Source organism: Pseudomonas sp. A014, assembly GCF_052378495.1.
Lineage (GTDB): Bacteria > Pseudomonadota > Gammaproteobacteria > Pseudomonadales > Pseudomonadaceae > Aquipseudomonas > Aquipseudomonas machongensis.
The window spans coordinates 1,213,639-1,237,841 of record NZ_CP199001.1; the positions used below are offsets into that span (position 1 = coordinate 1,213,639).

24 protein-coding genes are annotated in these 24,203 nt (G+C 63.3%); 19 read left to right on the forward strand and 5 right to left on the reverse strand.

The window, feature by feature from the left end:
* The first annotated feature begins 112 nt into the window (after positions 1–112).
* A complete protein-coding gene (locus ACTYOL_RS05800) occupies positions 113–580 on the forward strand; it encodes a preQ0 transporter (protein ID WP_444757658.1) in 468 nt (155 codons plus the stop codon).
* An 85-nt stretch (positions 581–665) separates the two neighbouring features.
* Entirely contained in the window at positions 666–1,847 is a 1,182-nt protein-coding gene (gene purT / locus ACTYOL_RS05805) for a formate-dependent phosphoribosylglycinamide formyltransferase (RefSeq protein WP_054895619.1), read from the forward strand.
* Between the two features lie 88 nt (positions 1,848–1,935).
* On the opposite strand, the gene ACTYOL_RS05810 is transcribed toward purT, so the two are convergent.
* The 3 genes from ACTYOL_RS05810 to ACTYOL_RS05820 all read right to left on the reverse strand — a co-directional run bounded on the left by ACTYOL_RS05810 (position 1,936) and on the right by ACTYOL_RS05820 (position 5,487).
* Complete coding sequence (locus ACTYOL_RS05810; RefSeq protein ID WP_197893150.1) at positions 1,936–3,240, reverse strand: MFS transporter; 1,305 nt, start codon at positions 3,238–3,240, stop codon at positions 1,936–1,938.
* Between the two features lie 222 nt (positions 3,241–3,462).
* On the reverse strand, positions 3,463–4,668 hold the full coding sequence (locus ACTYOL_RS05815; protein WP_197893161.1) for a transporter associated domain-containing protein: 1,206 nt from the start codon (positions 4,666–4,668) through the stop codon (positions 3,463–3,465).
* 9 nt (positions 4,669–4,677) lie between these two features.
* A complete protein-coding gene (locus ACTYOL_RS05820; RefSeq protein ID WP_197893170.1) occupies positions 4,678–5,487 on the reverse strand; it encodes a cytochrome C assembly family protein in 810 nt (269 codons plus the stop codon).
* A gap of 286 nt (positions 5,488–5,773) precedes the next feature.
* On the opposite strand from ACTYOL_RS05820, the gene ffh reads away from it, so the two are divergent.
* The 12 genes from ffh to ACTYOL_RS05880 all read left to right on the forward strand — a co-directional run bounded on the left by ffh (position 5,774) and on the right by ACTYOL_RS05880 (position 15,681).
* Positions 5,774–7,150 (forward strand): signal recognition particle protein, encoded by a 1,377-nt coding sequence (gene ffh / locus ACTYOL_RS05825; protein WP_153773960.1) that lies wholly within the window; start codon positions 5,774–5,776, stop codon positions 7,148–7,150.
* Positions 7,151–7,389: 239 nt separating this feature from the next.
* Positions 7,390–7,641 carry a 30S ribosomal protein S16 gene (rpsP, locus tag ACTYOL_RS05830; protein WP_008094480.1) on the forward strand — a complete coding sequence of 84 codons (252 nt, stop codon included), beginning with the start codon at positions 7,390–7,392 and terminating at the stop codon, positions 7,639–7,641.
* A gap of 5 nt (positions 7,642–7,646) precedes the next feature.
* Positions 7,647–8,183, forward strand: coding sequence for a ribosome maturation factor RimM (gene rimM, locus ACTYOL_RS05835; RefSeq protein WP_054895624.1), 537 nt, complete (start codon positions 7,647–7,649; stop codon positions 8,181–8,183).
* A 3-nt stretch (positions 8,184–8,186) separates the two neighbouring features.
* The gene (gene trmD / locus ACTYOL_RS05840) at positions 8,187–8,939 is read left to right on the forward strand and encodes a tRNA (guanosine(37)-N1)-methyltransferase TrmD (RefSeq protein WP_153773961.1); all 753 of its coding nucleotides are present in this window, start codon (positions 8,187–8,189) and stop codon (positions 8,937–8,939) included.
* 42 nt (positions 8,940–8,981) lie between these two features.
* Positions 8,982–9,332, forward strand: coding sequence for a 50S ribosomal protein L19 (gene rplS, locus ACTYOL_RS05845; protein WP_023629812.1), 351 nt, complete (start codon positions 8,982–8,984; stop codon positions 9,330–9,332).
* A 137-nt stretch (positions 9,333–9,469) separates the two neighbouring features.
* Positions 9,470–9,883 carry an acyl-CoA thioesterase gene (locus ACTYOL_RS05850; protein WP_063543306.1) on the forward strand — a complete coding sequence of 138 codons (414 nt, stop codon included), beginning with the start codon at positions 9,470–9,472 and terminating at the stop codon, positions 9,881–9,883.
* A 148-nt stretch (positions 9,884–10,031) separates the two neighbouring features.
* A complete protein-coding gene (gene xerD / locus ACTYOL_RS05855; RefSeq protein ID WP_054895088.1) occupies positions 10,032–10,928 on the forward strand; it encodes a site-specific tyrosine recombinase XerD in 897 nt (298 codons plus the stop codon).
* Between the two features lie 154 nt (positions 10,929–11,082).
* Complete coding sequence (locus ACTYOL_RS05860; protein ID WP_054895087.1) at positions 11,083–11,844, forward strand: DsbC family protein; 762 nt, start codon at positions 11,083–11,085, stop codon at positions 11,842–11,844.
* Between the two features lie 82 nt (positions 11,845–11,926).
* A complete protein-coding gene (locus ACTYOL_RS05865; RefSeq protein WP_054895086.1) occupies positions 11,927–13,231 on the forward strand; it encodes a homoserine dehydrogenase in 1,305 nt (434 codons plus the stop codon).
* A 52-nt stretch (positions 13,232–13,283) separates the two neighbouring features.
* Complete coding sequence (thrC, locus tag ACTYOL_RS05870; RefSeq protein ID WP_444757659.1) at positions 13,284–14,693, forward strand: threonine synthase; 1,410 nt, start codon at positions 13,284–13,286, stop codon at positions 14,691–14,693.
* 187 nt (positions 14,694–14,880) lie between these two features.
* On the forward strand, positions 14,881–15,321 hold the full coding sequence (locus tag ACTYOL_RS05875; protein ID WP_444757660.1) for a histidine kinase: 441 nt from the start codon (positions 14,881–14,883) through the stop codon (positions 15,319–15,321).
* A 78-nt stretch (positions 15,322–15,399) separates the two neighbouring features.
* On the forward strand, positions 15,400–15,681 hold the full coding sequence (locus ACTYOL_RS05880; protein WP_153773965.1) for a DUF3509 domain-containing protein: 282 nt from the start codon (positions 15,400–15,402) through the stop codon (positions 15,679–15,681).
* Between the two features lie 136 nt (positions 15,682–15,817).
* Here ACTYOL_RS05880 and ACTYOL_RS05885 read toward each other — a convergent pair whose 3' ends face one another.
* Both ACTYOL_RS05885 and ACTYOL_RS05890 read right to left on the reverse strand, forming a co-directional pair.
* Complete coding sequence (locus ACTYOL_RS05885; RefSeq protein WP_153774045.1) at positions 15,818–16,690, reverse strand: TIGR02285 family protein; 873 nt, start codon at positions 16,688–16,690, stop codon at positions 15,818–15,820.
* A gap of 20 nt (positions 16,691–16,710) precedes the next feature.
* Positions 16,711–17,910, reverse strand: coding sequence for a CaiB/BaiF CoA transferase family protein (locus ACTYOL_RS05890; RefSeq protein ID WP_153773966.1), 1,200 nt, complete (start codon positions 17,908–17,910; stop codon positions 16,711–16,713).
* A gap of 163 nt (positions 17,911–18,073) precedes the next feature.
* Here ACTYOL_RS05890 and ACTYOL_RS05895 point away from each other — a divergent pair, with 163 nt between their 5' ends.
* The 5 genes from ACTYOL_RS05895 to ACTYOL_RS05915 all read left to right on the forward strand — a co-directional run bounded on the left by ACTYOL_RS05895 (position 18,074) and on the right by ACTYOL_RS05915 (position 24,202).
* Positions 18,074–18,616, forward strand: coding sequence for a YaeQ family protein (locus ACTYOL_RS05895; protein ID WP_054895081.1), 543 nt, complete (start codon positions 18,074–18,076; stop codon positions 18,614–18,616).
* Between the two features lie 29 nt (positions 18,617–18,645).
* A complete protein-coding gene (gene recJ, locus ACTYOL_RS05900; protein WP_112897571.1) occupies positions 18,646–20,355 on the forward strand; it encodes a single-stranded-DNA-specific exonuclease RecJ in 1,710 nt (569 codons plus the stop codon).
* Positions 20,356–20,504: 149 nt separating this feature from the next.
* The gene (locus ACTYOL_RS05905; RefSeq protein ID WP_054895079.1) at positions 20,505–21,611 is read left to right on the forward strand and encodes an NADH:flavin oxidoreductase/NADH oxidase; all 1,107 of its coding nucleotides are present in this window, start codon (positions 20,505–20,507) and stop codon (positions 21,609–21,611) included.
* A 116-nt stretch (positions 21,612–21,727) separates the two neighbouring features.
* Positions 21,728–22,453 carry a tellurite resistance TerB family protein gene (locus ACTYOL_RS05910; RefSeq protein ID WP_063543314.1) on the forward strand — a complete coding sequence of 242 codons (726 nt, stop codon included), beginning with the start codon at positions 21,728–21,730 and terminating at the stop codon, positions 22,451–22,453.
* Positions 22,454–22,579: 126 nt separating this feature from the next.
* Positions 22,580–24,202, forward strand: coding sequence for a methyl-accepting chemotaxis protein (locus tag ACTYOL_RS05915; protein WP_112897572.1), 1,623 nt, complete (start codon positions 22,580–22,582; stop codon positions 24,200–24,202).
* Position 24,203: the final 1 nt, after the last annotated feature.

Consider the following 24,203-nt stretch of genomic DNA (forward strand, 5'->3'; position numbering starts at 1 on the left):
CGCTCCCACAGGGATCACGCCGCCCTTGAAGCTGATGTTGTACCTGTGGGAGCGGGTTTACCCGCGAACTGCCCAAAGGTAATCTGTGCGGCTTGCCCACAGACTACCCGCCATGTTCTATCTCATTGCCTACATAAGCAGCGTAGTGCTGATCAACTACGCCTTCTCCAGTGCCCCGCACCTGGACGTGATCTGGTCCGCCTGGGGCGGTCTGGTGTTCATCCTGCGCGACATGGTGCAGACCCGTTACGGGCATGGCGCGCTGATTGCGATGCTGGCGGCGCTGGTGCTGTCCTACGCGACTTCGGAGCCGGCCATCGCCCTGGCCAGTGCTACGGCGTTCTTCGTGTCCGAACTGATCGACTGGCTGGTGTTCAGCATCACCCGCAGGCCCCTGCGTGACCGTTTGTGGCTGAGCTCGGCGCTGAGTATCCCGGTGGACACCTTCATCTTCTTCGGCATGATCGGTGCGCTGACGTCTGCCGTGATCGGCACGGCGATGGCCTCGAAGTTCGCCGGTGTAACGGCGGTCTGGCTGATCATGGCATGGCGGGCGCGACGCGCGCTGGCGGTGGGTTGATCCGCGCCCGATTGATGTAGAATACCGGTCCTTTTTCAGCGGGCAGCACCAGCCGGCGCGCCCCGGACGCCTTCGAGGACCTGAAATGACCCGTATCGGAACCCCATTGTCGCCGACTGCGACCCGCGTACTGCTGTGTGGCTGCGGCGAACTGGGCAAGGAAGTGGTGATCGAGCTGCAGCGCCTGGGTGTCGAGGTGATCGCCGTGGACCGTTACGCCAACGCGCCTGCCATGCAGGTCGCGCACCGCAGCCATGTGATCAACATGCTCGACGGCGTCGCCCTGCGTGCGGTGATCGAAGCTGAAAAACCGCACTACATCGTGCCGGAAATCGAGGCCATCGCCACCGCCACGTTGGTCGAGCTGGAAAACGAAGGTTTCAACGTGGTGCCGACCGCCCGCGCCACCCAGCTGACCATGAACCGCGAAGGCATCCGTCGCCTGGCGGCTGAAGAGCTGCAGCTGCCGACCTCGCCCTACCACTTCGCCGACACCTATGAAGACTTCGCCAAGGGCGTGGCTGATGTTGGCTACCCGTGCGTGGTCAAGCCGGTAATGAGCTCGTCGGGCAAGGGTCAGAGCCTGCTGCGCAGCGATGCCGACCTGCAGAAAGCCTGGGACTATGCCCAGGAAGGCGGGCGTGCCGGCAAGGGCCGGGTGATCGTCGAAGGTTTCATCGATTTCGAGTACGAAATCACCTTGCTGACCGTGCGTCACGTGGGCGGCACCACCTTCCTCGCGCCGGTCGGTCACCGCCAGGAGAAGGGCGACTATCAGGAGTCCTGGCAGCCTCAGGCGATGAGTCCGAAGGCGCTGGCCGAGTCGCAGCGTGTGGCCCAGGCCGTCACCGATGCGCTGGGCGGCCGTGGCCTGTTCGGCGTCGAGCTGTTCGTCAAGGGCGACCAGGTGTGGTTCAGCGAAGTGTCGCCACGTCCACATGACACTGGTCTGGTCACCTTGATTTCCCAGGACCTGTCGCAGTTCGCCCTGCATGCCCGTGCGATTCTCGGCCTGCCGATCCCGGTGGTGCGTCAGTTCGGCCCGTCGGCCTCGGCGGTGATCCTGCCCGAGGGTCAGTCGCAGCAGACCAGTTTCGCCAACCTGGGCGCAGCGCTGAGCGAGCCAGACACCGCCATTCGCCTGTTCGGCAAGCCGGAAATCAATGGCACCCGCCGCATGGGCGTGTGCCTGGCCCGCGACGAGTCGGTCGAAGCGGCACGGGCCAAGGCGACCCGTGCTTCGCAGGCGGTCAAGGTCGAGTTCTGATCTGAGATCGCACGGGGCTGCCGAGCAGCCCATTCGCGGGCAAGCCCGCTCCTGCAGACTCCTGCAGGAGCGGGCTTGCTTCAACTGCTCAAAGCTCGGTATGGCGGGTTTCCTTCAGGCACAGCACGGCAATCAGGCTGATCACCGCCGCCACCGACACATATCCCCCCACCCAGCTCAAACCGCCCATGTTCACCAGTTGCTGGGCGAAGAACGGTGCCGCCGAGGCGCCGACGATGCCGCCCAGGTTGTAGGCCGCCGAGGCCCCGGTGTAACGCACGTGGGTCGGAAACAGCTCAGGCAGCAGCGCGCCCATCGGTGCGAAGGTCACGCCCATCAGGAACAGTTCGATCGCCAGGAACAGCGCCACGCCGGCAGTGGAGCCCGAGGTCAGCAGGGGTTCCATGGTGAAGCCTGAGGCAATGGCCAGCAGGCCGCCGACGATCAGCACCGGCTTGCGCCCATAGCGGTCGCTCAGCCAGGCCGACAGCGGCGTAGCCAGGGCCATGAACACCACGGCGAAGCACAGCAGGCCGAGGAAGGTTTCGCGGCTGTAGCCCAGCGTCGACACGCCGTAGCTCAGCGAGAATACCGTGGAGATGTAGAACAGTGCGTAGCACACCACCATCGCCGCAGCGCCCAGCAAGGTGGGCATCCAGTATTTGGCGAACAGGTCGACAACCGGCATTTTCACCCGCTCTTGACGGGCTACGGCCTTGGCGAACACCGGGCTTTCCTCGAGCTTCAGGCGTACGTACAGCCCCACCAGCACCAGGGCAGCGCTGAGCAGGAACGGAATGCGCCAGCCCCACTCACGGAACTGCTCGTCGCTGAGCACCAGTGCCAGGGTCAGGAAAAGACCGTTGGCGGCGAGAAAACCAATCGATGGGCCCAACTGCGGGAACATGCCGAACCAGGCGCGCTTGCCGGGTGGTGCGTTCTCGGTGGCGAGCAGGGCCGCGCCGCCCCATTCGCCGCCCAACCCCAGCCCCTGGCCGAAGCGCAGCACGCAAAGGATGATTGGTGCCCACACGCCGATGCTGTCATAGCCTGGCAGTACACCGATCAGCGTGGTGGATACGCCCATCAGCAGCAATGAAGCGACCAGGGTCGACTTGCGCCCGATGCGATCACCGAAGTGGCCGAACAAGGCCGAGCCCAGCGGTCGGGCAAGGAAGGCGATACCGAAGGTGAGAAAGGCTGCCAGCATCTGCGCGGTGCCTGAGCCGGACGGGAAGAATACCGGCCCGATCACCAGCGCAGCGGCCGTGGCGTACACGTAGAAATCGTAGAACTCGATGGCGGTGCCGATGAAGCTGGCGGTGGCGACCCGGGCGGGCGAATTGACCGGGGTCGCCGAGTCAGGCTCGGCGTAGGTGCTGCTGGTTGTCATGCGTAGGTCCCTGAACAGTCGTTCGCGCGGCCGAGCAGGCGGGCCGCAGCGTATTGTTGTGGTTCGCCAGGCTGACGAGGGCCCAAGGGGTGGCAGGGAGCGGGCGCTGCTCGGGGTAGGACGCAGGGCTGCTGGCACGTCAGTGAGGCGGACTGGCCGTGGGGCGCCGGGTGCGGGTAGCAGGCGGGACGGCAGGGCTGGGTAAGCGTGGCCCGAGTATAGCTATCGGGTTACGGTCCAGACCAGTACCTTACTGGCGCAATTGTCCTCGGTTTCGAGGATTTCCAGGCGGTAGCGTCCGACTTTCAGGCATACCGCGCTTGCCGGGATGCTTTCCAGTGCTTCGGTGACCAGGCCATTGAGGGTTTTCGGGCCGCCGTCGCAGGGCAGGTGCCATCCCAGGCTGCGGTTGAGCTCGCGCAGCGAGGCGGTGCCTTCGATGATGAAGCGGCCATCGGGCTGGGGATGGATATGGGGGTTGTCCAGGCTCTGTTCGTCCTCGAACTCGCCGACGATCTCTTCAAGGATGTCTTCGAGCGTCACGATCCCCAGCACTTCGCCGTACTCGTCCACGACCACGCCCATTCGCCGCTGCTGCTTGTGGAAGTTCAGCAGTTGCATTTGCAGCGGGGTGCTTTCCGGGACGAAGTAGGGCTCGTAGCAGGCGGCCTGCAGCTTCTCCAGGGTCAGTTCGGCGCGTGGCAGCAGGTGGCTGATGAGCTTGGTGTTGAGGATCGCTTCGACCTGGTTGATGTCGTTGTGGTAGACGGGCAGGCGGGTGTGGCGGCTGAGGATCAACTGTTCGATGACCTGTTCGATCGGGTCGTCGAGGTTGATGCCGTCGACTTCGTTGCGCGGGACCAGAATGTCGTTGACGGTAATCTTGTCCAGCGCTTGCAGGCCCTCGAGCAGGCCCTGGCGTGGTGGTTCGTGGGGCTCGTCGTCATCCTGGGCGTCTTCATCCTGTGGGTGCAGGGCGACGGCGTTGGGCTGTACGCGCAATGGGCGCAGGATCAGCTTGGCCGTGCCGTCGAGCAGGCAGGCCACAGGCTGCAGCGCCGCCAGTGGCAGCTTGAGCAGGCTGGCGCCAAGGCTGACATAGGCCTGTGGGTTGCGCCGGGCCAGGCGCCTTGGCAGGTATTCGGTCAGCACCAGCAGTGCCAGCGTGGCGCACAGCCCGGCCAGCCAGAAACCGTGCTCGCCGCTGTAGCGCTGGCCGATCAGGCAGGCCAGGCCCAGCACCAGCAATCTGCCCAGGCTGGCACAGAGCACCAAGGCCTGGGCGGGCAGGGTGTGCTGTTCGGCTTCACCGGCGCGGGCGTGGCCGTTGAGCTGCTGGCGGGCGGCCTCGACCGCGCTGAACAGCGCCGACCACAGCAGCGCCAGTATCAGGGTGCCGAGCAGCGGGGCGTACGGCAAAGTGTCCATGATTGCCCGTCAGATGTGCAGGATGAATTCGCGAACCAGCTTGCTGCCAAAATAGGCCAGCATCAGCAGGCAGAAGCCCGCCAGGGTCCAGCGGATCGCCTTGTGCCCGCGCCATCCCAGGCGATTGCGCCCCCACAGCAGGACGCTGAACACGATCCAGGCCAGGCACGACAGCGAGGTCTTGTGTACCAGGTGCTGGGCGAACAGGTTCTCGAAGAACAGCCAGCCGGAGATCAGCGAAAGCGACAGGAAGATCCAGCCCGCCCAGAGAAAGCCGAACAGCAGGCTTTCCATTGTTTGCAGTGGAGGGAAGTTGCGGATCAGCCCCGAGGGGTGCTTGTGCTTGAGCTGGTGGTCCTGGAGCAACAGGAGCAACGCCTGGACCACGGCGATGGTGAACAGGCCATAGGCGAGGATCGACAGCAGGATGTGCGCCAGGATGCCGGGTTCTTCATTGACCAGCGGCACGGTGCCCGCCGGTGCGAACTGTGCCAGCAGCGCCGTCACTGCACCCAGCGGGAACAGCAGCACCAGCAGGTTCTCCACCGGAATGCTCAGGCAGGCGAGCAACGTCAGGGCGATCACTGCGGTGGCGATCAGGCTGGCGGCGCTGAAGAAGTCGAGGCTCAGGCCCAGCGGGGTGAGCAACTGGAAGAACAGGGCGCAGGTCTGTGCGACAACGGCAATCACGCCCAGCAGGCCGAGCAGGCGTTTGTCGACTTTGGCACCCTGTGCCAGGCGCAAACCTTGATAGGCCGTCGCGGCAATATAAAGGATGGCTGCGATCAGGTTGGGGATGAGGCTGGGTGAGGAGAGCATAGGTCCTGGTAGGCGAGCCCTTAAAGGAGGGGAGTTTGGCATAGAACGCGGTTGCCTAGGAAGACTGCAGACCGCCTCGGCCTTTTCGCGGCCAAGCCTGCTCCTGCAGCCCCTGAGTTTCTTGGGCGCGGGCTGCCCGCGAACGGCCCCCCGATCACCGCTCGGCACCAAGGTGTGCGCCACCGCCGCTCTCCGTTATAATGCGCGGCTTGCTGTGCCCTTCGCGTGTGGATATCCGCCAGGGCACCTGAACAACCTCGGCTTTATTGGGCCTGAAAGGATCACCATGTTCGAAAACCTGACCGACCGCCTGTCACAGACGCTGCGCCATGTCACCGGCAAGGCCAAGCTGACCGAAGAGAACATCAAGGACACGTTGCGTGAAGTGCGCATGGCCCTGCTCGAGGCCGACGTCGCCCTGCCGGTGGTCAAGGACTTCGTCAACAGCATCAAGGAGCGTGCGGTCGGCACCGAGGTGTCGCGCAGCCTGACGCCGGGCCAGGCGTTCGTGAAGATCGTCCAGGCCGAGCTGGAAAGCCTGATGGGCGCGGCCAACGAAGACCTCGCACTCAATGCCGCTCCGCCAGCCGTGGTACTGATGGCAGGCCTGCAGGGCGCGGGCAAGACCACCACTGCCGGCAAGCTGGCGCGCTTCCTGAAAGACCGCAAGAAAAAGACCGTCATGGTGGTGTCCGCCGACGTCTACCGCCCGGCGGCGATCAAGCAGCTCGAAACCCTGGCCAACGACATCGGCGTGACCTTCTTCCCGTCCGACATCAGCCAGAAGCCGGTCGATATCGCCGAGGCGGCGATTCGCGAAGCCAAGATCAAGTTCATCGACGTGGTCATCCTCGATACCGCCGGCCGTCTGCACATCGACGCCGACATGATGGACGAGATCAAGGCCCTGCACGCAGCGGTCAAGCCGGTCGAGACGCTGTTCGTGGTCGATGCCATGACCGGCCAGGACGCCGCCAACACCGCCAAGGCCTTCGGTGAGGCGCTGCCGCTGACCGGCGTGGTGCTGACCAAGGTCGATGGTGATGCCCGTGGCGGTGCCGCGCTGTCGGTGCGCGCCATTACCGGCAAGCCGATCAAGTTCATCGGTATGGGCGAGAAGACCGAAGCCCTCGAGCCTTTCCACCCCGACCGCATCGCCTCGCGCATCCTCGGCATGGGCGACGTGCTCAGCCTGATCGAGCAGGCCGAGCAGAACATCGACAAGGCCAAGGCCGACAAGCTGGCCAAGAAGCTGAAGAAGGGCAAGGGCTTCGACCTCGAAGACTTCCGCGACCAACTGCAGCAGATGAAGAACATGGGCGGCCTGGGTGGCCTGATGGACAAGCTGCCCAGCATCGGTGGCGTCAACCTGTCGCAGATGGGCAACGCGCAGGGTGCGGCCGAGAAGCAATTCAAGCAGATGGAAGCGATCATCAACTCCATGACCCCTGCCGAGCGCCGTGACCCCGACCTGATCAGCGGTTCGCGCAAGCGCCGTATCGCCCTGGGTTCCGGCACGCAGGTGCAGGATATCGGCCGGCTGATCAAGCAGCACAAGCAGATGCAGAAGATGATGAAGAAATTCTCCGCCAAGGGCGGCATGGCCAAGATGATGCGTGGCCTGGGCGGGATGCTGCCGGGCGGCGGCATGCCGAAGCTGTAACCGAATCCGCTTGGTCGCCTTGATAGGCGGCCAGGCAGACCCCGCCTTGGCGGGAAAGCGCCGCAAAACAGCGGCTTAAGCGGCAGGTCTGGATTGCTTTGCATGGCTCTTGCGAAAAAGCCATTTGCAAATGTCCGTGTATTCCCTGAGAATATGCGGCCTTTTGGGCACCCGTGTGCCTATTTGGCATTCAGATTTGCAGCACTGACTGCAGTACCGACTATAGGAACGATGTTCACATGGTAACCATTCGTCTGGCCCGTGGCGGCTCGAAAAAGCGCCCTTTCTACCACCTGACCGTGACCAACTCGCGTAACGCCCGTGACGGCCGTTTCGTTGAGCGCGTTGGCTTCTTCAACCCGATCGCCTCGGGCGCCGAAGTCAAGCTGTCGGTCAACCAGGAACGCGTCACCTACTGGCTGAGCCAGGGCGCGCAGCCGTCTGAGCGTGTTGCTCAGCTGCTGAAGGACGCTGCCAAGGCTGCTGCCTGAGCAGTATGAACGCGACGCCAGAAAAGGCTGACGACCTCATCGTCGTTGGCAAGATTTTTTCGGTTCACGGCGTTCGCGGCGAGGTGAAGGTGTATTCCTTTACCGATCCGATTGAAAACCTGTTGGATTATCCGCGCTGGACGCTTCGGCACGAAGGCAAGGTAAAGCAGGTCGAGCTGGTCAGCGGTCGTGGCTCCCAGAAGGGCCTGGTCGTGAAACTGAAAGGCCTCGACGATCGCGATGAAGCCCGTCTTCTGAGCGGTTACGAAATCTGCATTGCGCGGAGCCTTTTGCCCAACCTGGCCGCCGACGAGTACTACTGGTACCAGTTGCAGGGCCTGAAGGTCATCAACCAGGACGAACAACTGTTCGGCAAGGTCGATCACCTGTTGGAGACCGGTGCGAACGATGTAATGGTGGTCAAGCCTTGCGCAGGCAGCCTGGATGATCGCGAGCGTCTGTTGCCCTATACGGAGCAATGTGTGCTGGCAATCGACCTGGAAGCAGGTGTGATGCGAGTCGAATGGGACGCGGATTTCTAGACGATGGGTAACCTTCGAGTAGAAGTCGTCACGTTGTTCCCCGAGATGTTCTCGGCCATCACGGAGTACGGCATTACCAGTCGTGCGGTGAAACAGGGGTTGCTGCAAGTGACCTGCTGGAACCCACGGGACTACACCACTGATCGCCACCACACGGTGGATGATCGGCCGTTTGGCGGTGGTCCGGGCATGGTGATGAAGATCAAGCCTCTGGAAGACGCCCTGGCCAGTGCCAGGCAGGCAACCGGAGCATCGGCGAAGGTGATCTACCTCTCGCCACAAGGCTGCAAGCTGACTCAGCAGGCGGTCAAAGGCCTGGCCGAACAGGAATCGTTGATCCTGATCGCCGGTCGTTATGAAGGCATCGACGAGCGTTTTATCGAAGCTCATGTCGATGAGGAGTGGTCGATTGGTGACTATGTACTTTCCGGTGGCGAGCTGCCGGCCATGGTACTGATCGATGCGGTTACGCGGCTGCTGCCCGGAGCTTTAGGGCATGTGGACTCGGCGGAGGAAGACTCCTTCACCGATGGTCTGCTGGATTGCCCGCACTACACCCGACCTGAGGTGTATGCGGATCAGCGTGTACCCGACGTGTTGCTAAGTGGCAACCATGCACACATCCGGCGTTGGAGAATGAAGCAGTCCCTTGGTAGGACCTTCGAACGACGCGCCGATCTTCTGGAAAGTCGCTCGCTTTCTGGAGAAGAGAAGAAGCTGCTCGAGGAATACCTCCGCGAGCGGGACGATAGTTAACGTATCGATGGTGGATCGAGTTATCCATCTTAGGAGCACAGCATGACCAACAAGATCATCCAGCAGCTCGAAGCCGAGCAGATGAGCAAGGAAATCCCGACCTTCGCACCAGGCGACACCATTGTCGTTCAGGTTAAAGTGAAGGAAGGCGATCGCTCGCGTCTGCAGGCGTTCGAAGGCGTTGTTATCGCCAAGCGTAACCGCGGTCTGAACAGCGCTTTCACCGTGCGCAAGATCTCCAGCGGCGTTGGCGTAGAGCGTACCTTCCAGACCTACAGCCCACAGATCGACAGCCTGGCCGTGAAACGTCGTGGTGACGTGCGTAAAGCCAAGCTGTACTACCTGCGCGACCTGTCCGGCAAAGCCGCTCGCATCAAGGAAAAACTGTCCTGAGTGCAGTTTGACCGGTGGCTTCGGCCACCTTGCGAGAGAAAAAGCAGCCTTCGGGCTGCTTTTTTGCATTCTGTGGTATTGGTGTTGCCTGCTTCGCGGGTCGCTCCGCTGCCATTCCCTTGCAATGTGAGTACCCCATGACCACCACCCCAAGAGATCAGGAAATCCAGCGGCGTACCGAGCTGTCGATCACTCGCGTGACCAAGGCCGTTTTCCCCAACACCACCAACCACCACAACACCTTGTTCGGCGGCACCGCGCTGGCCTGGATGGACGAGGTGTCGTTCATCGCCGCTACGCGTTTCTGCCGCCTGCCGCTGGTGACCGTGTCCACTGACCGCATCGACTTCAAGCACCCGATCCCGGCGGGCTCGATCGTCGAGCTGGTTGGCAGCGTGATCAAGGTGGGCAATACCAGCTTGCAGGTACAGGTCGATGTGTTCGTCGAGAACATGTACCTCGACGGCCGCGAGCGTGCGATTCATGGGGTTTTCAGCTTCGTCGCCATCGACGAGGACAAGCGGCCGGTGCCAGTACTGGCCCAGGCCTGAGTTCTCCAGTGCGGGCCCTTTCGCGGGGAAACCCACAGGTGCTACGCGATCCCTGTAGGAGCGGGTTTACCCGCGAAGAGGCCGATACAGACAACAATTATGCGTCTGTGAAACACTAGCCCACTTTCAACACCCAGCAGCCCTCCGAATGCCCGCCCTGGACCACCCCCTGATCGATCAGTTTCTCGATGCCCTCTGGCTGGAAAAAGGCCTGTCCGACAACACCCGCGTTTCCTACCGCAGCGACCTGGCCCTGTTCAATGGCTGGTTGCAGGAGCGTGGCGTGACGTTGCCCGATGCAGGTCGCGATTCGATCCTCGACCACCTTGCCTGGCGCTTCGATCAGGGTTACAAGCCGCGTTCCACTGCACGTTTTCTCTCTGGAGTGCGTGGTTTTTATCGTTATCTGCTGCGGGAAAAGCTCATAGGTGTCGACCCGACCTTGCAGGTCGATATGCCGCAACTGGGTAGGCCTTTGCCCAAGTCCCTGTCTGAAGCGGATGTCGAAGCGTTGCTCAAGGCGCCGGACCTGGCCGAAGCCATCGGCCAGCGCGACCGCGCCATGCTCGAGGTGCTCTACGCCTGCGGCCTGCGGGTCACCGAGCTGGTGAGCCTGACCCTCGATCAGGTCAACCTGCGCCAGGGCGTGCTGCGGGTGATGGGCAAAGGCAGCAAGGAGCGCCTGGTGCCGATGGGCGAGGAGGCGGTGCTGTGGATCGAGCGCTACCTGCGTGACGGCCGGGCCGAGCTGCTCAACGGGCGCCCCAGCGATGTGCTGTTCCCCAGCCTGCGGGGCGAGGAAATGACCCGCCAGACCTTCTGGCACCGCATCAAGCATCACGCCCGCGTGGCCGGGATCGACAAGCCGCTGTCACCGCACACCCTGCGCCATGCTTTCGCTACGCATCTGCTCAATCACGGGGCCGACCTGAGGGTGGTGCAGATGCTGTTGGGGCACAGCGACCTTTCCACCACGCAGATCTACACCCACGTCGCCAAGGCACGTTTGCAGCAGTTGCACGCCCAGCACCATCCGCGTGGATGAATGATTTTCATGTTCCGCCCGGCGGCCATCAGACAGTGATTTCGCTGCGGCCTGATGTGGTAGGCTTGAGCGGTTTGCACCAGGGACCGCCCGGTCGCCGCGATTTTTCCGCAGGCGACGTCCTCCGGTCCCCGTCCGCCTTCAGGAGTACCCCATGCGCGTGACCCAGATTTTTGCCGCCGCCGCCCTGGCGCTGGCCAGTACCTTTGCCGTTGCTGCGGCCACCGACGTCACTGCCGGTGCCGAGCAGGCCATTCGCAACACACTCAAGACCCTGGAATTGGAAGTACCGATCGAAAGCGTCGCCAGCAGCCCGGTCGGCGGCTTGTACGAAGTCAAGCTGCAGGGCGGTCGCGTGCTCTATGCCAGCGCAGACGGCCAGTTCGTCATGCAGGGCTACCTGTACCAGATCCAGGATGGCAAGCCGGTCAACCTGACCGAGAAAACCGAACGCCAGGGTATCGCCAAGCTGATCAACGGCATTCCTGCGGCTGAGATGGTGGTTTACCCGGCCAAGGGCGAAACCAAATCGCACATCACCGTGTTCACCGACACGACCTGCCCGTACTGCCACAAGCTGCACGCTGAAGTGCCAGAGCTGAACAAGCGCGGTATCGAAGTGCGCTATGTCGCCTTCCCGCGCCAGGGCCTGGGCTCGCCGGGTGACGAGCAACTGCAGGCCGTCTGGTGCTCCAGCGATCGCCGTGCGGCGATGGACAAGATGGTCGACGGCAAGGAAATCAAGGCGGCCAAGTGCGCCAACCCGGTCAGCAAGCAGTTCCAGCTCGGCCAGTCGATCGGTGTCAACGGCACGCCAGCGATCGTGCTCGAAAGCGGCCAGGTGATCCCGGGCTACCAGCCGGCACCGCAGGTGGCCAAGCTGGCCCTGGCCGGCCAGGCGCAAGCCGCCAAGTAATTCATTCAATACGCCGTCGTCATGGGGTGACGGCATGTTTCACGGTCGGCGCAGGTGCCGGCCGTTCAATGGGGAGTTCACAGTGAAACCGGTCAAAGTAGGCATCTGTGGGTTGGGGACCGTCGGTGGCGGTACCTTCAATGTACTTCAGCGCAACGCCGAGGAGATTGCCCGCCGTGCCGGGCGCGGTATTGAAGTGGCTCAGATTGCCATGCGCTCGCAGAACCCGAACTGCCAGATTACCGGTACCCCCATTACCGCTGATGTGTTCGAAGTCGCGACCAACCCCGAAATCGACATCGTCATCGAGCTGATCGGTGGCTACACCATTGCCCGCGATCTGGTGCTCAAGGCCATCGAGAACGGCAAGCACGTGGTCACCGCCAACAAGGCGCTGATTGCCGTGCACGGCAACGAAATTTTTGCCAAGGCCCGTGAAAAGGGCGTGATCGTGGCCTTCGAGGCGGCAGTTGCCGGCGGTATCCCGGTGATCAAGGCGATCCGCGAAGGCCTCTCGGCCAACCGCATCAACTGGTTGGCCGGGATCATCAACGGCACCGGCAACTTCATCCTCACCGAAATGCGTGAAAAGGGCCGTGCCTTCCCTGACGTGCTGGCCGAAGCCCAGGCGCTGGGTTACGCCGAAGCCGATCCGACCTTCGACGTCGAGGGCATCGATGCTGCGCACAAGCTGACCATCCTGGCCTCCATCGCCTTTGGTATTCCGCTGCAGTTCGACAAGGCCTACACCGAGGGCATCACCCGCCTGACCACTGCCGATGTCAACTACGCCGAAGCCCTGGGCTATCGCATCAAGCACCTGGGCGTGGCCCGCCGTACCGCCGACGGCATCGAGCTGCGCGTGCACCCGACGCTGATCCCGAGCGACCGCCTGATCGCCAACGTCAACGGCGTGATGAACGCGGTGATGGTCAACGGTGATGCTGCAGGGTCTACGCTTTATTACGGTGCCGGTGCCGGCATGGAGCCGACCGCTTCGTCGGTGGTCGCCGACCTGGTCGACGTGGTGCGTGCCATGACCTCCGACCCGGAAAACCGCGTTCCGCACCTGGCCTTCCAGCCGGATTCGCTGTCGGCGCACCCGATCCTGCCGATCGAGGCTTGCGAAAGTGCCTACTACCTGCGTATCCAGGCCAAGGATCACCCAGGCGTGCTGGCCCAGGTCGCCAGCATCCTGTCCGAGCGTGGCATCAACATAGAGTCGATCATGCAGAAGGAAGCCGAGGAGCAGGACGGCCTGGTGCCGATGATCCTGCTGACGCACGGCGTGGTCGAGCAGCGTATCAACGATGCTATCGTCGCCCTTGAAGCCCTGCAGGATGTGGTCGGCAACGTCGTGCGCATCCGCGTCGAACAGCTCAATTAATTCAGCGGCGGGCCGCGACGGCGGCCCGCGCCCAGAACCGAAGGTTTGCACAATGCGCTATATCAGTACTCGCGGCCAGGCGCCGGCCCTGAATTTCGAAGACGTCCTGCTGGCTGGCCTTGCCAGTGATGGCGGCCTGTACGTGCCGGAGAACCTGCCACGCTTCACCCAGGAAGAGATCGCGTCCTGGGCCGGCCTGCCGTACCACGAACTGGCCTTCCGGGTGATGCGCCCGTTCGTCACCGGCAGCATCGCCGACGCCGACTTCAAGAAGATCCTGGAGGAAACCTACGGTGCCTTCGCCCATGCCGCGGTGGCGCCGCTGCGCCAGTTGAATGGCAACGAGTGGGTGATGGAACTGTTCCACGGCCCAACGCTGGCGTTCAAGGACTTCGCCCTGCAACTGCTCGGCCGTCTGCTCGACCACGTGCTGGTCAAGCGTGGCGAGCGCGTGGTGATTGTCGGCGCTACCAGCGGTGATACCGGTTCTGCCGCCATCGAAGGCTGCCGCCGTTGCGACAACGTCGACATCTTCATCCTGCACCCGCACCAGCGTGTGTCGGAAGTTCAGCGCCGGCAGATGACCACCATCCTCGGTGACAACATCCACAACATCGCCATCGAAGGCAACTTCGACGACTGCCAGGAAATGGTCAAGGCCAGCTTCGCCGATCAGTCCTTCCTCAAGGGCACTCGCCTGGTGGCGGTCAACTCGATCAACTGGGCGCGGATCATGGCCCAGATCGTCTACTACTTCCATGCAGCACTGCAGTTGGGCGGCCCGGCGCGCTCGATCGCGTTCTCGGTCCCGACCGGCAACTTTGGCGACATCTTTGCCGGTTACCTGGCACGCAACATGGGCCTGCCGATCAGCCAACTGGTGGTGGCCACCAACCGCAACGATATCCTGCACCGCTTCATGAGCGGCAACCAGTACGTCAAGGGTGCCCTGCACCCAACGCTGTCGCCGTCGATGGACATCATGGTCTCGTCCAACTTCGAGCGCCTGCTGTTCGACCTGCACGGTCGCAACGGCGCAGCGATCGCCGAGTTGATGGCCAACTTCAAGCAAGGTGGCGGTTTCAGCGTGGAGCAGGATCGCTGGACCGAGGCGCGCAAGCTGTTCGACTCCCTCGCGGTGAGCGACGAGCAGACCTGCGAGACCATCGCCGAGGTGTTCAAGGCCACCGGCGAAGTGCTTGATCCGCACACCGCAATCGGCGTCAAGGCCGCTCGCGAGTGCCGTCGCAGCCTGGACACGCCGATGGTGGTGCTGGGCACCGCGCATCCGGTCAAATTCCCCGAAGCGGTGGAGAAGGCCGGTGTCGGCAAGGCCCTCGAGTTGCCGGCGCACTTGAGCGACCTGTTCAGCCGCGAGGAGCGTTGCACGGTCCTGGCCAATGACCTGAAGGTGGTCCAGGCCTTCGTCAGCCAGCACGGCAACCGCGGCAAGCCGCTGTAATACGCGGCACTCGAGAGCATTGGGCGGGGCAAGTCGGAACATCGGCTTGCCCCGTTTGCGTTTGAGCGGTTCTATTAATTACAGAATCATCCTTCTTATTTTCAGGTTTTTCCTATTTGAGTCCCTATGCTGCTTTTCTAGAGTGGGCGCCCTGTCCATCAGGGCTCGCAGCCCTCAGGAGCGGCTCATGCACCGGCTCAACATTCTTATCGTCCAGTCTCATCCCGCCCAGCAGATCGCTTTGCACCAGGCCTGCAATGCCCTGGGGGTTTTCAACGTGCGCATTGCCTGCGATCTGGCCAGCGCCAAGGCAAGCATGGCGCAGATGCAAGCCTTGGACATGCTCATCATCGACCATGGCATGCCGGCGCTGAGCGCCCAGGCACTGTTGAAGCACGTGACCCGGCAAGGCCATGCGCGTGCGCTGCTGTTCGTCGGACATCCCCCTGTGCGCGGCCCTGATCTCGCTGTCGAGGCCCAGCGTCAGGGGCAGTGGGTGGTTGCCCAATTGCCCTGGCCGTTGTCGGTGAGGGGGTTGCAGGCGGCATTGCAGCGGCTGCGTCGGCCGCCGCGCAGGAACTCCGGGCGGGATATCGAAACGGTCATGTTGCCCACGCATGCTCGCTGATACAGGCGCGTGCGGGCGAACTTTCCGAAGTGCCTGGCGGTCAGTTCCGATAGGTCCCCGACAAAGCGAGTACGCCGGATGGAAAGAATCTGCTCCCTGCTCAACGATGCCCTGTCCCCTTATCACACCCGCCTCGACGAAGTAGATGCGCGCGGCAATCGCCAACTCACCTTGCTCGATGCGCAGGGCAACGAGGTGTTGCGCCGCGCCGTGAGTGTGCGCCAGCTACAGGAGCAACGCTTGCTGGTCGATCTGGTCGACGGTCTGCACCGCGACCTGCAGATCGTCGAGGGGCGTCTGCAGCCTTGTGTGATCGCGGCCTTGCAACACCGACATCAACCTCAGGGAACCTTTGCCTGAGTGTCTCGTCAGACTTTATAGGGTGTTCGAACGCTGCTTTGCTCCGGTAGCGTTGGATCGCCGTACAGAGTCCGCTAAAGGGCTTTGAGTTGACCCCGGATGTCTTCCCCAGCATCCGGGGTTTCTTTTGTCTGCGTCATGGCTGGACGTTGGCTGCAGAGGGAAGCTCCTCGACCAGGTGCCGTGTCTGCTCCAGGTACTCTGTGCGCAGTTCGGGGTCGAGCCAGCTGGCGTAGAACTCGGGGAGTACTTCCTGGCGCAGGTGCGGCAACAGCTTGTCGATATGGGCGATGGCTTCGCGTCCCAGTGGCGTGTCGGAGCAGCCCACATGCAGAAACTGGTAGCGATTCGCCCCCTTGATCGGGTGGAACTGGTAGCTGTCCAGCGAGCCGCCCTGCTGCTGGATCAGGTAGCGCACCTCCGGCCAGTAGCCCAGGACCAGTTGCAGGCGCCCCAGTTGCTGCATCTGCAGGAGGTTGGCGGTGGCATCGTTGCCGTAGTGGCGGCTCAGGGTGGTTTCTGGCAACTGGCTCAGGATCTCGTCGACCACGACCCCGTAGCTGCGCTGGGCCACTATTCCCAGCTTCAGGCCTGGTCGTACCAGCATCTGCTTCAGGTCCACAGGCGTGCCTTCCTCGGACTCTTCCAGTAGTCCCAGGTCTGCCTTGCGGATGATCAGCCCGCCACTGAGGATGGGCAGGGAGGGTTGGGAGAAATGCACGAAATGGGCGCGTTCCGGTGTCCATAGCAGGGTCGGGTCGCAGGTGAAGTTGCGTTCCTGGAGCATCTGGATGCCGCGCGCGCGATTTACCCGAAGGATTGTGTGATCGTACTCGGGCATCTGCTCGATGAGCAGAGGCAGCATGCGATCGACCACGCCCTGGCCCTTTTCCTGGCCTTCGAAAATGGTGAACGGTGGCAGGTCGCGTACCAGCCAGGTCAGGCGCTCGCGGGCCTGGCCCTGCTGCCAGGGCAGCAGCAGGACGCAGAGCAGCACAAACATGCGCATCATGCTTGCTCGACGCCCGATCAGACCGCCCCCTGCTCGCGCAGGCGTGCCACCTCGGCAGTGCTATAGCCCAGCCCGGCGAGCAGTGTCGCCGTGTGCTCTCCCAGCGCAGGCCCGACCCACTCCGTGGAGCCGGGTGTCTGCGACAGCTTGGGCACGATACCCGGCATCTTGAAGGGCTTGCCGTCTGGGAGCTTCGCCTGAAGGAACATTTCCCGGGCGAGGAATTGCGGGTCGCTGAACATGTCCTCGGCCGAATAGATGCGGCTGGCAGGCACGCCTGCGTCGTTCAGCGCCTGCATCACCTGTTCCAGCGGCAGGCTGTTGACCCAGCGGTCGATCACCCCGTACAGCTCGTCGCGACGCAGGTCACGGCCATCGTTGCTGGCCAGGGTTGCATCCTCGGCGAGGTCGTCGCGGCCGATGGCCTGCATGAAGCGTTTGAAGATCGCATCGCCGTTGGCGCCGATCTGCACGTGCCGGCCGTCGGCGCTGGTGTGGATGGAGGAGGGGGTGATGCCCGGCATGATGTTGCCGGTGCGCTCGCGAATGAAACCGAACACATCGAACTCCGGCACCATGCTTTCCATCATCGCGAAGATTGCCTCGTACAGCGCCACATCCACCACCTGTCCTTCACCGCCATTGACTTCGCGGTGGCGCAGGGCCATCAGCGCACCAATCACGCCCCAGAGGGCGGCGATCGAGTCGCCGATGGAAATGCCCGTGCGCACGGGCGGACGATCCTCGAAACCGGTGATGTAACGCAGGCCCCCCATGGACTCGCCGACGGCACCGAAGCCTGGCTGGTCCTTCATCGGCCCGGTCTGGCCGAAGCCTGACAGGCGTACCATTACCAGGCGTGGGTTGAGGGCATGCAGTACCTCCCAGCCAAGGCCGAGTTTCTCCAGCACGCCAGGGCGGAAGTTCTCGATCAGGATGTCAGCATCGGCCAGCAATTGCTTGAGGATCTCGCGTCCTTCGGGGTGCTTGAGGTTGAGCGTGAGCGATTGCTTGTTGCGTGCCTGGACGAACCACCACAGCGAAGTCCCTTCATACAGTTTGCGCCACTTGCGCAGCGGATCGCCGCCATCAGGTGATTCGACCTTGATCACCTCGGCGCCGAATTCGGCGCAGATACGCGAAGCGAAGGGGCCGGCGATCAAGGTGCCGAGCTCGATGACCTTCAGACCGGCGAGGGGTTTGGCGGGGGTGGGCATGGTGCGTCCGTGGCGACAGAAAAGAGGCTTGGTTTTATCACAGCTGGTCAATGGCAGATACTGTTGCAAGGCAGAGTCCAGTGCACGCAGATGCGCGACCACCCACCCCAACAAACTCGGATCGGTTAAACTCTGCGACTTTCTCCAAAGAAGCCCCTTTCCCATGGCCCAGCCTTCCACCACCTACAAGTTCGAACTGAATCTGACCGACCTCGACCGCGGCGTGTACGAAAACGTGCGTCAGACGATCGCTCGTCACCCGTCGGAGACCGAGGAACGCATGGCCGTCCGTCTGCTGGCCTACGCCCTTTGGTACAACGAGAACCTGTCGTTCGGCCGCGGTCTGTCGGATGTCGATGAGGCCGCCCTGTGGGAAAAAAGCCTGGATGATCGCATCCTGCACTGGATCGAAGTCGGCCAGCCCGACGCCGATCGTCTCACCTGGTGCTCGCGCCGTACCGAGCGCACCAGCCTGCTGGCCTATGGCAGCTTGCGGGTGTGGGAGAACAAGGTGGTCGGCGCGGTCAAGGGCCTGAAAAACCTGAGCATCGCTGCTGTCCCGCAGGAAGTCCTGGAGGTTCTGGCCACCGACATGCCGCGTACCATCAAATGGGATGTGATGATCAGTGAAGGCACGGTATTCGTCACCGACGACCGTGGCCAGCACGAAGTCCAATTGCAGTGGCTGCTCGGTGAGCGCGGCTGACCTGATCCGATCTGACAGCCGAAGACCCCATGCGTATCGAACCCCGCCCCCTGCCATCGGCACTGCCCTTCCTTGGCAACCTGCCGCCCCTGTTGACCCGGCTGTATGCCGCCCGCGGCGTGCAGAGCGAGTCCGAACTGGACAAGAGCCTGGCGCGCCTGTTGCCGTACCAGCAACTTAAAGGAATCGAGGCGGCCGTCGACCTGTTGGTCGAGGCCCTGGACCTGCGTCAGCGCATCCTGATCGTTGGCGACTTCGACGCCGATGGCGCCACCGCCAGCACCGTAGGTGTGCTGGGGCTGCGACTGCTGGGTGCGGCCCATGTGGATTACCTGGTGCCCAATCGCTTCGAGTACGGCTATGGCCTGACCCCGGAGATCGTGCAGGTGGCGTTGCAGCGTCAGCCGCAACTGCTGATCACTGTCGATAACGGTATCTCCAGTGTCGATGGCGTGGCGGCGGCCAAGGCTGCCGGGCTCAAGGTCCTGGTCACCGACCACCACCTGCCTGGCGAGCAGTTGCCCGACGCCGATGCGATCGTCAACCCGAACCAGCCAGGCTGCACCTTCCCCAGCAAGTCGCTGGCCGGGGTGGGGGTGATCTTCTACGTGCTGATGGCCCTGCGTGCCCGTCTGCGCAGCCTTGGACGCTATGAGACGCAGGCCCAACCGAACATTGGCGAACTGCTCGACCTGGTGGCGTTGGGCAGTGTCGCCGACGTGGTGCCGCTGGACGCCAACAACCGTATCCTCGTGCACCAGGGGCTCGAGCGCATCCGTGCCGGGCGTGCTCGTCCTGGGTTGAAGGCAATTCTCGAAGTGGCGCGGCGCGATCATCGGCGCATCACCTCGACCGACCTGGGTTTCATCCTCGGGCCACGGCTCAACGCCGCCGGTCGGCTGGACGACATGAGCCTGGGCATCGAATGCCTGCTGTGCGAAGACGCCGCCGTTGCGCTGGACATGGCCGGGCAACTGGACGGGCTCAACCAGGATCGCAAGTCCATCGAGCAGGGCATGCAGCGCGAAGCCCTGGCCCAGCTCAAGGACCTGCCGATCGAGTCCATGCCCTATGGCCTGTGCCTGTTCGACCCCGACTGGCACCAAGGTGTGATCGGCATCCTCGCCTCGCGCCTGAAGGAGCGCTACCACCGACCGACCATCGCCTTTGCCGATGCGGGCGAGGGCATGCTCAAGGGCTCTGCCCGTTCGGTGCCGGGCTTCCATATCCGCGATGCGCTGGATGCCGTGGCCGCACGCCAGCCGCACCTGATCAGCAAGTTCGGCGGCCACGCCATGGCCGCAGGCTTGTCGCTGCCTGAGGCCAATTTCCAGGCCTTTGCCGATGCGTTCGACGAAGAGGTGCGGCGCCAGTTGTGCGAGGACGACCTGACCGGGCGCCTGCTGTCCGACGGCACCCTGGCGGTCGAGGAGTTTCATCTGGACCTGGCCCGCGCCCTGCGCAATGCTGGCCCTTGGGGGCAGCATTTTCCCGAGCCGCTGTTCCATGGCGTGTTCCAGATGGTCGAACAGCGCGTGGTGGGGGAGCGGCATCTGAAAGTGGTGCTCAAGAGCGAGTGCGGCTCGGTGAAACTCGATGGGATCGCCTTCGGTATCGACCGCGACGTGTGGCCCAACCCGACGGTGCGTTGGGTGGAGGTGGCCTACAAGCTCGATGTGAACGAGTTTCGCGGCAATGAAAGCGTGCAACTGATGATTGCGCACATGGAGCCGCGCTGACAGAGGGCAGCCCTCAGCGCGGGGCGTCCATCCGGCGGAACCTCCCCCCAGGGTAATCTGGTCTAGTCTCAGAGAAGACCGGTACCGGGCCACGGCCGCACACGAGTGTCCGGGCCGGATCACCATTGGAGTCCTTGGGAGGTCCCCTCATGAGCCTGCTGCTTGAGCCGTATACCCTGCGTCAGCTGACCCTGCCCAATCGCATTGCGGTTTCGCCAATGTGCCAGTACTCGAGCGTCGATGGCCTGGCCAACGACTGGCACCTTGTCCACCTGGGCAGTCGCGCCGTCGGTGGCGCCGGGCTGGTGATCACCGAGGCGGTGGCTGTCACTGCCGACGGAAGAATCACCGCCGAAGACCTCGGGTTGTGGAACGACGACCAGATCGTCCCACTGCAACGTATCACCCGCTTCATCACTTCCCAGGGCGCCATTCCGGGCATTCAGCTGGCGCATGCCGGGCGCAAGGCGAGCACCCATCGTCCCTGGCTCGGCAAGCACGGCAGCGTCAAGGTCGAGGACGGCGGCTGGCAGCCGGTCGGGCCTTCGAAGATCGCCTTCGATCCGGAGCATACGCCGCCGCGCGAGCTGAGCCACGATGAGATCCAGGGTGTTGTCCAGGCCTTCGTCCAGGCCGCCGAGCGTGCCAAGGCAGCCGGGTTCAAGGTCGTCGAAATCCATGCGGCGCACGGCTACCTGCTGCATCAGTTTCTTTCGCCCCTGAGCAACCAGCGGCGTGACGAGTACGGCAGCTGCTTCGAGAACCGTATTCGTCTGACGCTTCAGGTGACCGAGGCCGTGCGTGAGGTATGGCCGCAGGAGCTGCCGCTGTTCGTGCGGGTATCGGCCACCGATTGGGTCGAGGATGGCTGGAACCCAGACGAGACGGTCGAGCTGGCGCGTCGTCTGAGGGCGCTGGGGGTCGACCTGATCGACGTGTCCTCGGGCGGCACCTCGGTCAATGCCGAGATCCCCACCGGCCCGGGTTACCAGACCCGCTTCGCCGAGCGGGTGCGCAAGGAGTCGGAAGTCGCCACCGGCACCGTGGGCATGATCACCGAACCCGCCCAGGCCGAACACATCCTGCGTACCGGTCAGGCCGACCTGATCTTCCTCGCCCGCGAACTGCTGCGCGATCCTTACTGGCCGCTGCATGCCGACGATGACCTGGGTGGCAACAAGGCAACCTGGCCTGCGCAGTACCAACGTGCGACCAGCCGGGCCAATCCGATTCATGAGTCGGATCTGCGGGAGTGATGGATCCGCGTCCCGTTCGACTGGCCGGATGCAACATCCCGAAGCAAATGCGTTAAGGGAGAATTCAGGCTGCGGGCCTACTCTGGAGCTTTCCTATCCGTCCAGGAGTCATCCAGATGAACACCCGTGGTCTGCTCGATCAACTGCTCAAGTCCGGCCAGTCACTGCTGCAGAACCAGCAGGGCAAGGGCGGGGCGGGCAAGGTGCCCGGTCTTGGTGATCTGCTCGGGGGTGGCCAAGGCAAGGGCTCTGGCCTTGGCGGCCTGCTTTCCGGTGCCGGAGGCGGGGCGCTGGCGGCCGGGGCCATGGGCCTGCTGCTGGGCAGCAAGAAGGCGCGCAAGTACGGTGGCAAGGCACTCACCTACGGTGGCCTCGCCGCCCTTGGCGTGCTGGCCTACAAAGCCTATGGCAACTGGCAGGCGCGCCAGGGCCAGGCCCCTGCGCAGGAGCCACAGACCCTCGATCGCCTGCCGCCGGCCCAAGCCGAGCAACACAGCCAGGCGGTGCTCAAGGCGCTGGTGGCGGCGGCCAAGTCCGACGGTCATATCGATGAGCGCGAGCGTGAACTGATCGAGGGCGAGTTCGTGCGCCTGGACAGCGATCGCGAGCTGCAGGCCTGGCTGCATGCCGAGCTGAACAAGCCGCTCGATCCTGCCGAAGTGGCCCGTGCCGCACAGACCCCTGAAATGGCCGCAGAGATGTACCTGGCCAGTGTGATGATGGTCGATCAGGAACACTTCATGGAGCGCGCCTACCTTGACGAACTGGCCCGCCAATTGCGCCTGGACCCGAACTTGCGTGAGGAACTGGAACGCCAGGTACGGGACGCTGCAGCGCAGTGATGTGGCGATTGGCTATTTAATCGGCAGGGATGCCGGAATACTCCGCAATTCAACCGATAACGCGCCTGGCGCCTAGGCTATACTTCGACGATTTTCCCGCTCGTGAAGAATTCCTGAGGGCTGATTGTGAAGAACTGGACCTTGCGCCAACGGATCCTGGCAAGTTTCGCCGTGATCATCGCCATCATGCTGTTGATGATCGTAGCGGCGTATTCACGCCTGGTGACCATCGAAGCCAGCGAGCAGGCAGTGGGCACGGACAGCATTCCGGGGATCTACTACAGCTCGATGATCCGCAGCGCCTGGGTCGACAGTTACGTCGCCAGCCAGCAGTTGGTCGGCTTGTCCAACCATCGCGAGCTGACCTCGGCCGACCTCGAGCTGTTCAAGGGGTTCCACGACCGCCTCAGGGCGCAGATGGCCAACTACCAGGGCACGATCCAGGATGCGGAGGACCAGGCATCCTTCGACACCTTCGTGCGTCTCGAGGAGGCCTACGTCAAGGTGGTCGACCAGGTCCTGGCAGCCTACCGCGAGAAGAACTACCCCGAAGCCGAGCGCCTGATCGCCGAAGTACTGACACCGGCCTGGACCGACGGGCGCAAGCACCTGAACTCGGTGATCGACCGCAATACCGAATCCGCCAATGCCGCCACCCGCGAGATCGTCAGCGCCGTGGCCACCGCCAAGGGCAGCATGATCGTTTCGCTGATCCTGGCGATTGTCGCTGCTGGTATCTGCGGCCTGCTGCTGATGCGCGCCATCAGTGCTCCCATGCAGCGCATCGTGCATGCCCTCGACAAGCTGCGCTCGGGTGACCTCAGCGCGCGCCTGAACCTGGACCGCAAGGATGAGTTCGGCGCCATCGAGAATGGTTTCAATGAAATGGGCGAGGCGCTTGCCAACCTGGTGGCCCAGGCCCAGCGTTCATCGGTGCAGGTGACCACCTCCGTCACCGAGATCGCCGCCACCTCCAAGCAGCAGCAGGCCACGGCCACCGAAACCGCTGCAACCACCACGGAAATTGGCGCCACCTCGCGCGAGATCGCCGCGACCTCGCGTGACCTGGTGCGTACCATGACCGAGGTGACCAGTGCCGCCGACCAGGCTTCGAGCCTTGCCGGGTCCGGCCAGCAAGGCCTGGCGCGCATGGAGGAAACCATGCATCAGGTGATGGGCGCCGCCGACCTGGTCAACGCCAAGCTGGGCATCCTCAACGAGAAGGCCAGCAACATCAACCAGGTGGTGGTGACCATCGTCAAGGTCGCCGACCAGACCAACCTGCTGTCGCTCAACGCGGCCATCGAGGCGGAAAAAGCCGGTGAGTACGGCCGCGGTTTTGCCGTGGTGGCCACCGAAGTGCGCCGCCTGGCCGACCAGACCGCAGTGGCCACCTACGACATCGAGCAGATGGTGCGCGAGATCCAGTCCGCGGTGTCGGCTGGGGTCATGGGCATGGACAAGTTCTCCGAGGAAGTGCGCCGCGGCATGTTCGAGGTGCAGCAGGTAGGCGAGCAGCTCAGTCAGATCATTCATCAGGTGCAGGCGCTGGCGCCACGGGTCCTGATGGTCAACGAGGGCATGCAGGCCCAGGCCACCGGCGCCGAGCAGATCAACCAGGCGCTGGCCCAGCTCAGTGATGCCAGCACGCAGACGGTCGAGTCGTTGCGCCAGGCCAGTTTCGCCATCGACGAACTGAGCCAGGTGGCTGCCGGGCTGCGTGGCGGTGTCTCGCGCTTCAAAGTCTGAC

What these genes read in the sequence shown, in the direction of transcription:
- ACTYOL_RS05815 (WP_197893161.1), bottom strand. Translation starts at nt 4,668, where the DNA reads ATGGACACTTTGCCGTACGCCCCGCTGCTCGGCACCCTGATACTGGCG.
- recJ (WP_112897571.1), top strand. Translation starts at nt 18,646, where the DNA reads ATGCGTATCGAACCCCGCCCCCTGCCATCGGCACTGCCCTTCCTTGGC.
- ffh (WP_153773960.1), top strand. Translation starts at nt 5,774, where the DNA reads ATGTTCGAAAACCTGACCGACCGCCTGTCACAGACGCTGCGCCATGTC.
- rplS (WP_023629812.1), top strand. Translation starts at nt 8,982, where the DNA reads ATGACCAACAAGATCATCCAGCAGCTCGAAGCCGAGCAGATGAGCAAG.
- ACTYOL_RS05875 (WP_444757660.1), top strand. Translation starts at nt 14,881, where the DNA reads ATGCACCGGCTCAACATTCTTATCGTCCAGTCTCATCCCGCCCAGCAG.
- ACTYOL_RS05800 (WP_444757658.1), top strand. Translation starts at nt 113, where the DNA reads ATGTTCTATCTCATTGCCTACATAAGCAGCGTAGTGCTGATCAACTAC.
- ACTYOL_RS05895 (WP_054895081.1), top strand. Translation starts at nt 18,074, where the DNA reads ATGGCCCAGCCTTCCACCACCTACAAGTTCGAACTGAATCTGACCGAC.
- rimM (WP_054895624.1), top strand. Translation starts at nt 7,647, where the DNA reads ATGAACGCGACGCCAGAAAAGGCTGACGACCTCATCGTCGTTGGCAAG.
- xerD (WP_054895088.1), top strand. Translation starts at nt 10,032, where the DNA reads ATGCCCGCCCTGGACCACCCCCTGATCGATCAGTTTCTCGATGCCCTC.
- thrC (WP_444757659.1), top strand. Translation starts at nt 13,284, where the DNA reads ATGCGCTATATCAGTACTCGCGGCCAGGCGCCGGCCCTGAATTTCGAA.
- ACTYOL_RS05810 (WP_197893150.1), bottom strand. Translation starts at nt 3,240, where the DNA reads ATGACAACCAGCAGCACCTACGCCGAGCCTGACTCGGCGACCCCGGTC.
- trmD (WP_153773961.1), top strand. Translation starts at nt 8,187, where the DNA reads ATGGGTAACCTTCGAGTAGAAGTCGTCACGTTGTTCCCCGAGATGTTC.
- ACTYOL_RS05880 (WP_153773965.1), top strand. Translation starts at nt 15,400, where the DNA reads ATGGAAAGAATCTGCTCCCTGCTCAACGATGCCCTGTCCCCTTATCAC.
- ACTYOL_RS05850 (WP_063543306.1), top strand. Translation starts at nt 9,470, where the DNA reads ATGACCACCACCCCAAGAGATCAGGAAATCCAGCGGCGTACCGAGCTG.
- ACTYOL_RS05910 (WP_063543314.1), top strand. Translation starts at nt 21,728, where the DNA reads ATGAACACCCGTGGTCTGCTCGATCAACTGCTCAAGTCCGGCCAGTCA.
- ACTYOL_RS05905 (WP_054895079.1), top strand. Translation starts at nt 20,505, where the DNA reads ATGAGCCTGCTGCTTGAGCCGTATACCCTGCGTCAGCTGACCCTGCCC.
- rpsP (WP_008094480.1), top strand. Translation starts at nt 7,390, where the DNA reads ATGGTAACCATTCGTCTGGCCCGTGGCGGCTCGAAAAAGCGCCCTTTC.
- ACTYOL_RS05860 (WP_054895087.1), top strand. Translation starts at nt 11,083, where the DNA reads ATGCGCGTGACCCAGATTTTTGCCGCCGCCGCCCTGGCGCTGGCCAGT.
- ACTYOL_RS05885 (WP_153774045.1), bottom strand. Translation starts at nt 16,690, where the DNA reads ATGCGCATGTTTGTGCTGCTCTGCGTCCTGCTGCTGCCCTGGCAGCAG.
- ACTYOL_RS05890 (WP_153773966.1), bottom strand. Translation starts at nt 17,910, where the DNA reads ATGCCCACCCCCGCCAAACCCCTCGCCGGTCTGAAGGTCATCGAGCTC.
- purT (WP_054895619.1), top strand. Translation starts at nt 666, where the DNA reads ATGACCCGTATCGGAACCCCATTGTCGCCGACTGCGACCCGCGTACTG.
- ACTYOL_RS05820 (WP_197893170.1), bottom strand. Translation starts at nt 5,487, where the DNA reads ATGCTCTCCTCACCCAGCCTCATCCCCAACCTGATCGCAGCCATCCTT.